This is a genomic window from Pseudomonas fluorescens, assembly GCF_000967965.1.
Taxonomy (GTDB): domain Bacteria; phylum Pseudomonadota; class Gammaproteobacteria; order Pseudomonadales; family Pseudomonadaceae; genus Aquipseudomonas; species Aquipseudomonas grandcourensis.
On the sequence record NZ_LACC01000045.1, the window covers coordinates 18,785 to 27,904 of the forward strand.

General features: G+C 55.5%; 11 protein-coding genes. 7 read left to right on the forward strand and 4 right to left on the reverse strand.

The genetic code is table 11. The annotated features are described in order from the left end of the window. Positions 1-23 precede the first annotated feature (23 nt). Positions 24-662: an endonuclease III gene (nth, locus tag VC35_RS26470; protein ID WP_046043602.1), complete on the forward strand. Its 639-nt coding sequence runs from the start codon at positions 24-26 to the stop codon at positions 660-662. Positions 663-768: 106 nt separating this feature from the next. After that, positions 769-948, forward strand: coding sequence for a PA3496 family putative envelope integrity protein (locus tag VC35_RS26475; protein WP_007972325.1), 180 nt, complete (start codon positions 769-771; stop codon positions 946-948). Positions 949-1,028: 80 nt separating this feature from the next. Here the strand turns inward: VC35_RS26475 and VC35_RS26480 are convergent, their stop codons facing one another. Continuing rightward, positions 1,029-1,655 (reverse strand): response regulator transcription factor, encoded by a 627-nt coding sequence (locus VC35_RS26480; protein WP_008053528.1) that lies wholly within the window; start codon positions 1,653-1,655, stop codon positions 1,029-1,031. Positions 1,656-2,199: 544 nt separating this feature from the next. Here VC35_RS26480 and VC35_RS26485 point away from each other — a divergent pair. Continuing rightward, positions 2,200-2,898, forward strand: a complete 699-nt coding sequence (locus tag VC35_RS26485; protein ID WP_046043603.1) for a hypothetical protein — start codon at positions 2,200-2,202, stop codon at positions 2,896-2,898. Between the two features lie 150 nt (positions 2,899-3,048). On the opposite strand, the gene VC35_RS26490 is transcribed toward VC35_RS26485, so the two are convergent. After that, positions 3,049-4,266 carry an argininosuccinate synthase gene (locus tag VC35_RS26490; RefSeq protein WP_046043604.1) on the reverse strand — a complete coding sequence of 406 codons (1,218 nt, stop codon included), beginning with the start codon at positions 4,264-4,266 and terminating at the stop codon, positions 3,049-3,051. A gap of 129 nt (positions 4,267-4,395) precedes the next feature. After that, the gene (locus VC35_RS26495; protein WP_046043605.1) at positions 4,396-5,301 is read right to left on the reverse strand and encodes a flagellar protein MotY; all 906 of its coding nucleotides are present in this window, start codon (positions 5,299-5,301) and stop codon (positions 4,396-4,398) included. Between the two features lie 159 nt (positions 5,302-5,460). Between VC35_RS26495 and pyrC the strand changes: the two genes are divergently transcribed. Both pyrC and rnt read left to right on the forward strand, forming a co-directional pair. Then, complete coding sequence (gene pyrC, locus VC35_RS26500) at positions 5,461-6,507, forward strand: dihydroorotase (protein ID WP_008053524.1); 1,047 nt, start codon at positions 5,461-5,463, stop codon at positions 6,505-6,507. After that, positions 6,504-7,181, forward strand: a complete 678-nt coding sequence (gene rnt, locus VC35_RS26505) for a ribonuclease T (RefSeq protein WP_046043606.1) — start codon at positions 6,504-6,506, stop codon at positions 7,179-7,181. Before pyrC ends, rnt begins: the two co-directional genes overlap by 4 nt. Positions 7,182-7,269: 88 nt before the next feature. Here the strand turns inward: rnt and VC35_RS26510 are convergent, their stop codons facing one another. Beyond that, positions 7,270-7,872 (reverse strand): peroxiredoxin, encoded by a 603-nt coding sequence (locus VC35_RS26510; protein WP_007985868.1) that lies wholly within the window; start codon positions 7,870-7,872, stop codon positions 7,270-7,272. 311 nt (positions 7,873-8,183) lie between these two features. On the opposite strand from VC35_RS26510, the gene VC35_RS29330 reads away from it, so the two are divergent. After that, positions 8,184-8,402 (forward strand): bacterioferritin-associated ferredoxin, encoded by a 219-nt coding sequence (locus VC35_RS29330; protein ID WP_080925403.1) that lies wholly within the window; start codon positions 8,184-8,186, stop codon positions 8,400-8,402. 198 nt (positions 8,403-8,600) lie between these two features. Further along, positions 8,601-9,077, forward strand: a complete 477-nt coding sequence (gene bfr / locus VC35_RS26520; RefSeq protein ID WP_008053519.1) for a bacterioferritin — start codon at positions 8,601-8,603, stop codon at positions 9,075-9,077. The last annotated feature ends 43 nt before the right edge of the window (positions 9,078-9,120 follow it).

The following is a 9,120-nucleotide window of genomic DNA, read 5'->3' on the forward strand; positions in this document are numbered from 1 at the left end:
GCCTTCAAGGAAACGCACTGCCCATGAATGCCGCAAAACGCCTGGAAATCTTCCGCAGACTGCACGAGGACAACCCGGAACCAAAGACCGAGCTAGCCTACTCCTCGCCCTTCGAATTGCTAATTGCCGTGATTCTCTCGGCGCAGTCGACCGATGTCGGCGTCAACAAGGCCACTGCCAAGCTGTTCCCGGTCGCCAATACCCCGGCAGCGATCCATGCCCTGGGAGTCGAGGGACTGTCGGAGTACATCAAGACCATCGGCCTGTACAACAGCAAAGCGAAAAACGTGATCGAAACCTGCCGCTTGCTGGTCGAGCGTCACGCCGGTGAGGTGCCACAAACCCGCGAAGAGCTGGAAGCACTGCCCGGCGTCGGCCGCAAGACCGCCAATGTGGTACTCAATACGGCATTCCGTCAGCTGACTATGGCCGTCGACACGCATATTTTCAGGGTCAGCAACCGGACTGGCATTGCTCCCGGCAAGAATGTGGTGGAAGTCGAGAAAAAACTGATGAAATTCGTGCCCAAGGAGTACCTGCTCGACTCCCATCACTGGCTGATCCTTCACGGCCGCTATGTTTGCCTGGCCCGCAAGCCCCGATGCGGTAGCTGCCGGATCGAGGACTTGTGCGAATACAAGCACAAAACCTCCGACGATTGAGGCGCTATTAGGTTTATTGATTTGTCGATTGAAAAAATCTTTTTTACCCGCCGGGAGATTGTCGATATAAGGAGCGCCAAAGGCCTTCTTAGCCTGGAGCAACTAAATGAGTACTGGCAAAGAGCAATTGGACGTAGAAGACGATTTCACCACCGCCGAAACCGATGACGCTGAGCCGGTGGTTGAAGTAGCGAAAACTAATCTGAGCAAACGCCGCACCATCGACAACCTGCTGGAGGAGCGCCGACTGCAAAAGCAATTGGCCGATTACGATTTTGACTTATGACACCTGAAAGCCTCCCGAAACGGAGGCTTTTTTCTAAGTGCCATACCCTGGTAGGCGCCCCTTGTCGTGCAGTTACGTCATCACACCAGACCATTGCGTTGTGCCAGTTCGATCAGATCGACCAGAGACCGCGCATTCAGCTTGAGCAACAGGCGAGTCTTGTAAGTACTGACTGTTTTATTGCTGAGAAACATCCCATCGGCAATTTCTTTATTGGTCTTTCCTCGGGCCAACTGTTGCAGGACCATCATTTCCCGCCCCGACAACCGATCAACCATATCGGCCTCACTGGCATTCCCCAAACTGCAACGCACGGTATGCAAGGCTTGATTAGGAAAGTAACTGTAGCCTGACAACACGGCCTTTATTGCACTGAGCAACTCCGTGAGGTCTTGTTGTTTGCAGACATAGCCGGCTGCACCGGATTGCATGCAACGCATCGAAAAATGCCCCGGCGCCTGGGAAGTCAAAATCAGCACTTTCATCGGCATTGAGGTCGAAGACAAACGCGCGATAACTTCCAACCCGTCCAGCTTCGGAATTCCGATATCCAGAATGACAATGTCCGGCATAAGTTCACGGGCTAGTTGCAGTGCGTCCACACCGTTATCGGTTTCTGCAATAACTTCGTAGCCATGACGCTCCATTAGCATACGTACCGCAAGACGAATGACGGGGTGATCATCCACGATCAGCACTTTATTCATGGGCAAGTCCAATTTTCGCTGTTCGAATTTTTAGAGCCCGCACAATAGCCTAGTCGTTTCACCCATGGCATGTCGCCCCTCCCAGCCACCCACACCAAGAGACATACCCTACAAACAACACGGATTCCTCCTACAAAAATCCCTCGAACAGAATGAATTGAAAACTGTATCAGCGTCAGTCTGTCGCACTTTCCAGCCGGCACCCCTGTCGATTTACGACCAAAATTTTCCGAGAGCCAGCTTGATCTGTCGCACTCTGACAAGCATTAGCCTCTATCTCTCAGTTAAAACGTAACTGATATTTACGCATTCAACCCTCACACCAGAAATATCACACATCAAGCATCCAATTACTCTTACAGCAAATAATATTTTTTGAGCAATCATTAAAACACACCCCACACTCAAGAACCCCAAGAGCAATACAACAAACAAATTAAAACCTGTCAAAAACCAACAAACAATAAAAATCACTACAATAACCAGCACATCGGCCCAACCTCATAAACCACTCGAGAACAGACAACCCGCATGAGTACAGAATATGATAAAAAAACGAATCACCAACCCAATGACAATTATCGCAATATTCGCAGCACTCTCTGAAACTTCGGCAGCCGTATCTCTCCCCTTCCTTGATCAGGAGGAAAGAGAGCTCTACGTCTGGTTCCTGATCAGTTTTCCGTTCTATTTACTTTTACTTTTTTTCGCAACACTCAACTTCAACTATAAATCACTTTATGCGCCTTCCGATTTTGAAAAGGGAAAGCACTTCATGAAGGTCATGGATGATGTTGGGCGGTCGGAAAAAAAAGCGTCCGGGAAGTCGTCTGAAAACCCCGCTCTGAAAACGTCAACGAATGACTGGCAGTCAGCTCGCACGCCCTGTGGCGCACAGGACCCACCAACCGGAATTGGTCTGCAAACCACTGTCTCTGTTCAGCATTACCTTCAGCTGCCGGAGCCAGTAAAAGACGTGTACATCGTTGATGTACGCTGGATGAGCAAAGAGGTCGAGTTTGGAGCGCTGCTGGAGAAAATCCAGAGGCCACGGGAAAAGGCGGCATACGTGATTCTGTTTGTCACTTGTGCAGTTTCGGAGAAATTACTGAAAGCCAGTGCGCTTGAACATTCAAAGCAGGCCAACAAGCGCAGTGCTGCCGTTTATGTAGCCTACAATCTCGACTCGCACCGGTTGTCTGTCATTGATCAGGCCGGGCAACCGGCGAGCAACAACCTGTAGTACAGGTCAGGCCATTGAGCAGGAGAAAAACAGGAAATCATCAGCGGAAACGAAAACACCCGACAACGCAGTAACTGGCGTCACGCCCCGTTTTCAGGTACCTGACCTCGTCGAGGACGAGGTCAGGCATCCATCACGACTTCAAAGGTCTCAGAACAGCTTCCGGCCTTTGTTCGCCGCAATGCGCATGCGCAGGGCGTTGAGCTTGATGAAGCCCGCAGCATCCGCCTGGTTGTACGCGCCGCCATCTTCTTCGAAGGTAGCGATGTTGGCGTCGAACAGCGAGTCGTCGGACTTGCGGCCAGTGACGATCACATTGCCCTTGTACAGCTTCAGGCGCACAACGCCGTTCACGTTGACCTGGGACGCATCGATCATCTGTTGCAGCATCAGACGCTCAGGGCTCCACCAGTAGCCGGTGTAGATCAGGCTGGCGTACTTGGGCATCAACTCGTCCTTGAGGTGAGCCACTTCGCGGTCCAGGGTGATCGATTCGATCGCACGGTGGGCACGCAGCATGATGGTGCCGCCAGGAGTTTCGTAGCAGCCACGGGACTTCATGCCCACGTAGCGGTTCTCGACGATGTCGAGACGGCCGATACCGTGTTCGCCACCGATACGGTTCAGGGTCGCCAGCACGGTGGCCGGAGTCATTTCGACGCCGTCCAGCGCGACGATGTCGCCGTTGCGGTAGGTCAGTTCCAGGTACTGCGCCTTGTCTGGAGCGTTTTCCGGGGAAACGGTCCAGCGCCACATGTCTTCTTCGTGCTCGGTCCAGGTGTCTTCCAGCACGCCGCCTTCATAGGAGATGTGCAGCAGGTTGGCATCCATGGAGTACGGGGACTTCTTCTTGCCGTGGCGCTCGATCGGGATCGCGTGCTTATCGGCGTAATCCATCAGCTTTTCACGGGACAGCAGGTCCCATTCACGCCAAGGGGCAATCACTTTCACACCAGGCTTCAAGGCGTACGCGCCCAGTTCGAAACGAACCTGGTCGTTGCCTTTGCCGGTGGCGCCATGGGAAATGGCGTCAGCGCCGGTTTCGTTGGCGATTTCGATCAGGCGCTTGGCGATCAGCGGACGAGCGATGGAAGTACCCAGCAGGTACTCGCCTTCGTAAACGGTGTTGGCGCGGAACATCGGGAAAACGAAATCGCGCACGAACTCTTCGCGCAAGTCGTCGATGTAGATCTCTTTGACGCCCATGGCCTGAGCCTTGGCGCGTGCAGGTTCGACCTCTTCGCCCTGACCCAGGTCAGCGGTGAAGGTCACCACTTCACAGTTATAAGTATCCTGCAGCCACTTGAGGATCACCGAAGTGTCCAGGCCGCCGGAATACGCCAGAACGACCTTGTTTACGTCCGCCATGCCATCACTCCACGGGATTCTACGGAAAGCCGGGAAGTCTACCGCTCATGCAGAATAATTTACAGTGGCGCGACAGCTTATGACGACGAAGCGACAGATTATGTCGAGAGGGCGACGATGACCAAAGAGTCAGGAAGTTGCCGAAACGGCCGCTTTCGTTGCTTGCGGGGCGACTTGTTCCGCGGGCGCTCCGCGCTCCAGGCGTACCGCTACTCGACGGTTCTTCGCGCGGTTGGTGTTGTTGGTGTTAGGCGCCACCGGATAACGCTCGCCATGGAAACGCAGGGTGATTTGCGACTCCTGGATGCCGTTGGCCTTGAAGAACTCCATCACTGCCAGGGCTCGGCGCCGCGACAGGTCGCGGTTGGTCAGGCGGTTGCCGCTGTTGTCGGAGTGACCGTCGAGCTCGATGTGATTGACCGTCGGATCGGCCTTCATGTACTCCAGCATCACCTGCAGCTTGGCTTTTGCGGCGCTGTCGAGTTCGATTCCACCGCCGGGGAAGCCGATTTCGGATTGCTTCACCTGTTCGAAATTCTGTGGCAACAGCTTCGCCACGCAACCTTGGTAGTCGGCAAACGCTTTGGTGAACCTGACCGGCAACAAGCGTACTTCCGACACCCGCCCATCCCCCGAGGAATGTCGAACCACCGGGCTGCGACCGTCCATCAGGCCACTGATCAGACGCCCGGCCTGAACCTGTGAGCTGTTGAACAATACGTTGCCACTGCCGATTCTCACCGTGCCCAGATTGATGTCGTCACGTCCCGGTTGCCACGGCGCGGCAGCGGCCAGCAGCGTCGCCGAGCCACCGCCGATCATCGGGTTGTAGGTTTTCAGACGAAACGTCGCCTGCTCGCCGGCACGACGCACGAACTCGCCCGAACCGAAATCGGTGATCGGCTGAGTCAGGCGGCATTCGAACTTGTCGCCTTCGACCGTCCACTCAATGTTCTCCAGAGGTGTCTGGAAAGTGAGCGCCATCGCCGGAAGGCTGGCAAACACACTGAGCAAGGCTAAATAACGCTGGCGCACGGGAGGCTCCACTGGTTTCTACAACAAAAAGACCGACACACACATGTTTACGGCATACCTGTTGGATATCGGAAGCTTCCTGCAAAACTTGATAGCGAGTGCCTGCAAGAGTCTTTTCCGGTAGCATTCCCTTGAGTTTGACCCGCCTGGAATCCCCTCATGTCCGACCGCCTGACCCTGCTGCGTCCCGACGACTGGCATATTCATCTTCGCGATGGTGCCGTGTTGACCAATACCGTCGCGGATGTCGCGCGCACCTTTGGCCGCGCCATCATCATGCCCAACCTGGTTCCACCGGTGCGCAACGCGGCCGAAGCCGACGGCTATCGCCAGCGGATTCTCGCTGCCCGACCGGCCGGCAGCCTGTTCGAGCCACTGATGGTCCTGTACCTGACCGACCGCACCCAACCTGAAGAAATTCGCGAGGCCAAGGCCAGCGGATTCATTCACGCCGCCAAGCTGTACCCGGCCGGCGCGACTACCAACTCGGACTCTGGTGTTACCAGCATCGACAAGATTTTCCCTGCACTTGAGGCCATGGCCGAAGTCGGGATGCCGTTGCTGGTTCACGGTGAAGTCACCCGTGGTGATGTCGACGTGTTCGACCGCGAAAAAATCTTCATCGATGAACACATGCGCCGTGTGGTCGAGCGCTTCCCGACCCTCAAAGTGGTCTTCGAGCACATCACCACCGCGGACGCCGTGCAGTTCGTCAACTCGGCTTCGGCCAACGTGGGCGCGACCATCACCGCGCACCACCTGTTGTACAACCGCAACCACATGCTGGTGGGCGGGATCCGGCCGCACTTCTATTGCCTGCCGATCCTCAAGCGCAATACCCACCAGGAAGCCCTGCTCGACGCCGCCACCAGTGGCAGCGAGAAGTTCTTCCTCGGCACCGACTCGGCCCCCCACGCCCAGCACGCCAAGGAAGCGGCGTGCGGTTGCGCCGGTTGTTACACCGCCTATGCGGCCATCGAGATGTATGCCGAAGCCTTCGAACAGCGCAATGCGCTGGACAAGCTCGAGGCCTTCGCCAGCCTCAACGGCCCTCGGTTCTATGGTCTGCCGGCCAACACCGATCGCATCACCCTGGTCCGCGAAGAGTGGACCGCCCCGACCAGCCTGCCATTTGGCGAGCTGACCGTTATCCCGCTGCGCGCCGGTGAAAAACTGCGCTGGCGCCTGCTGGAGGAACACGCGTGAGTGAAGACCATTTCGACGACGAACTGGAAGGCAATGGCGGCGGAGGCGGCCCTCGTCATCCAATGGCGGCCAGGTTCCGTGGTTACCTGCCGGTTGTCGTCGACGTAGAAACCGGTGGCTTCAATTCGGCCACCGATGCCCTGCTGGAGATCGCCGCGACCACCATCGCCATGGATGAAAAGGGTTTTGTTTACCCCGATCACACCTACTTCTTCCGTGTCGAGCCGTTCGAAGGCGCGAACATCGAAGCGGCGGCCCTGGAGTTCACCGGGATCAAGCTCGATCACCCGCTGCGCATGGCCGTGAGTGAAGAGTCTGCCCTGAACGATATCTTCCGCGGCGTGCGCAAGGCCCTCAAGGCCAATGGCTGCAAACGGGCGATCCTGGTCGGGCATAACAGCAGCTTCGACCTGGGCTTCCTCAATGCTGCTGTTGCGCGGCTGGACATGAAGCGCAATCCGTTCCATCCGTTCTCCAGTTTCGATACCGCAACGCTCGCCGGCCTCGCTTACGGTCAAACCGTACTGGCCAAGGCTTGCCAGGCAGCGGACATTGACTTCGACGGTCGCGAGGCTCACTCGGCTCGCTACGACACCGAGAAGACGGCAGAGCTGTTCTGCGGCATCGTCAATCGCTGGAAGCAGATGGGTGGCTGGGAAGATTTCGACGACTGAGTCGGCCTCGGTGTTATCCCGCCCATAAAAAAACCGGCCTTGATGGCCGGTTTTTTTGTACCTGCTTTTTATAGCTGGAGCGTGCGCCTTACAGAGCGGCAGCGTGCTCGGTCAGGTAAGCCGCAACGCCTTCTGGCGAAGCGTTCATGCCTTTGTCGCCTTTTTTCCAGTTGGCAGGGCAGACTTCGCCGTGCGCTTCGTGGAATTGCAGAGCGTCGACCAGACGGATCAGCTCTTCCATGTTACGACCCAGCGGCAGGTCGTTGATGATCTGCGAGCGGACAACGCCTTTGTCGTCGATCAGGAACGCGCCACGGAAAGCCACGCCGTCAGCGGACTGAACGTCGTAGGCCTTCATGATGTCCTGCTTGATGTCGGCAGCCATGGTGTAGCGAACCTGGCCGATACCGCCATTGTTCACTGGAGTGTTGCGCCATGCGTTGTGGGTGAAGTGCGAGTCGATCGAAACAGCGATCACTTCAACGTTGCGTGCCTTGAACTCGGACATGCGGTTGTCCAGAGCGATCAACTCGGACGGGCAAACGAAGGTGAAGTCCAGTGGGTAGAAGAACACCAGGCCATATTTGCCTTTGATCGCCGAGGACAGGGTGAAGCTGTCAACGATCTCGCCATTGCCGAGTACGGCCGGTACGGTGAAGTCAGGGGCTTGCTTGCCTACGAGTACGCTCATTGGATATCTCCTGGTGTAATAGCGTGAGAAACGGGGTTCGCATCAGCCTGCCACCCTGAGGCGACAGCCCTGTGACACGATCCCCGGTCGCAAAAGACCGGCCATCATACACCGCGTGTTTGAGCTGGCTTAGCTGTTTTTTCCCCGTGCGATGAAATCCCCGACGGTTTTGTATCACCGATTTGCCAGACCGACCGTTCGTCAGCCATACCCGCTTATGGCAGAAAGTGCCCTGAAACCACTTTGACAATCATTCTCGTTAACATTAAGATCCATCGCAATTGAGTCACAATCAGCGACGGACCTTCCTTATGTATGTTTGCCTCTGCACTGGCGTCACCGACGGTCAAATCCGCGATGCGATCTATGAAGGATGCTGCAGCTACAAGGAAGTCCGTGTGGCTACCGGCGTTGCCAGTCAGTGCGGCAAATGTGCCTGCCTTGCCAAGGAAGTGGTCCGCGAGACTCTGACCAAACTGCAAACGGCCCAGGCTGCAATTCCTTTTCCAACAGAATTTACAGCAGCTTAAATATCGAATTTCAAAGAACCGGACATATGTCCGGTTTTTTTATGCCTCAAAATCAACTAGTTATGCTCTAGACGCGGAACACAAACATTCTTATTCCGATTAATTTTCATTTAAGTTTCAATAACTTAGGTTTGACACTCTTAAATACGCGGCTCAAACTCTGCTCTATTGACAGCTAATACAGGGCAGGACCCCATCATGAAAGGCGACGTTACAGTCATCCAGCATCTCAACAAGATCCTTGCCAATGAGCTGGTCGCGATCAATCAATATTTCCTGCATGCACGCATGTATGAAGATTGGGGCCTGAACAAGCTCGGCAAGCACGAGTACCACGAATCCATCGACGAGATGAAGCACGCGGACAAGCTGATCAAGCGCATCCTGTTCCTTGAAGGCCTGCCGAACGTCCAGGACCTGGGCAAGCTGCACATCGGCGAGCACACCAAGGAAATGCTGGAGTGCGACCTGCGTATCGAGAAAACCGGCCATGCAGACCTGAAAGTTGCCATCGCGCATTGCGAAACAGTTGGCGACTTCGGCAGCCGTGAGCTGCTTGAAGATATCCTCGAGTCCGAAGAAGAACATATCGACTGGCTGGAAACCCAGTTGGGCCTGATCGATAAAGTGGGCCTTGAGAACTACCTGCAATCGCAGATGGGCGAAGACGAGTAAGTTCTACGCCATTAATTTCGATGATCGAGTAGGAGGCGGGGTT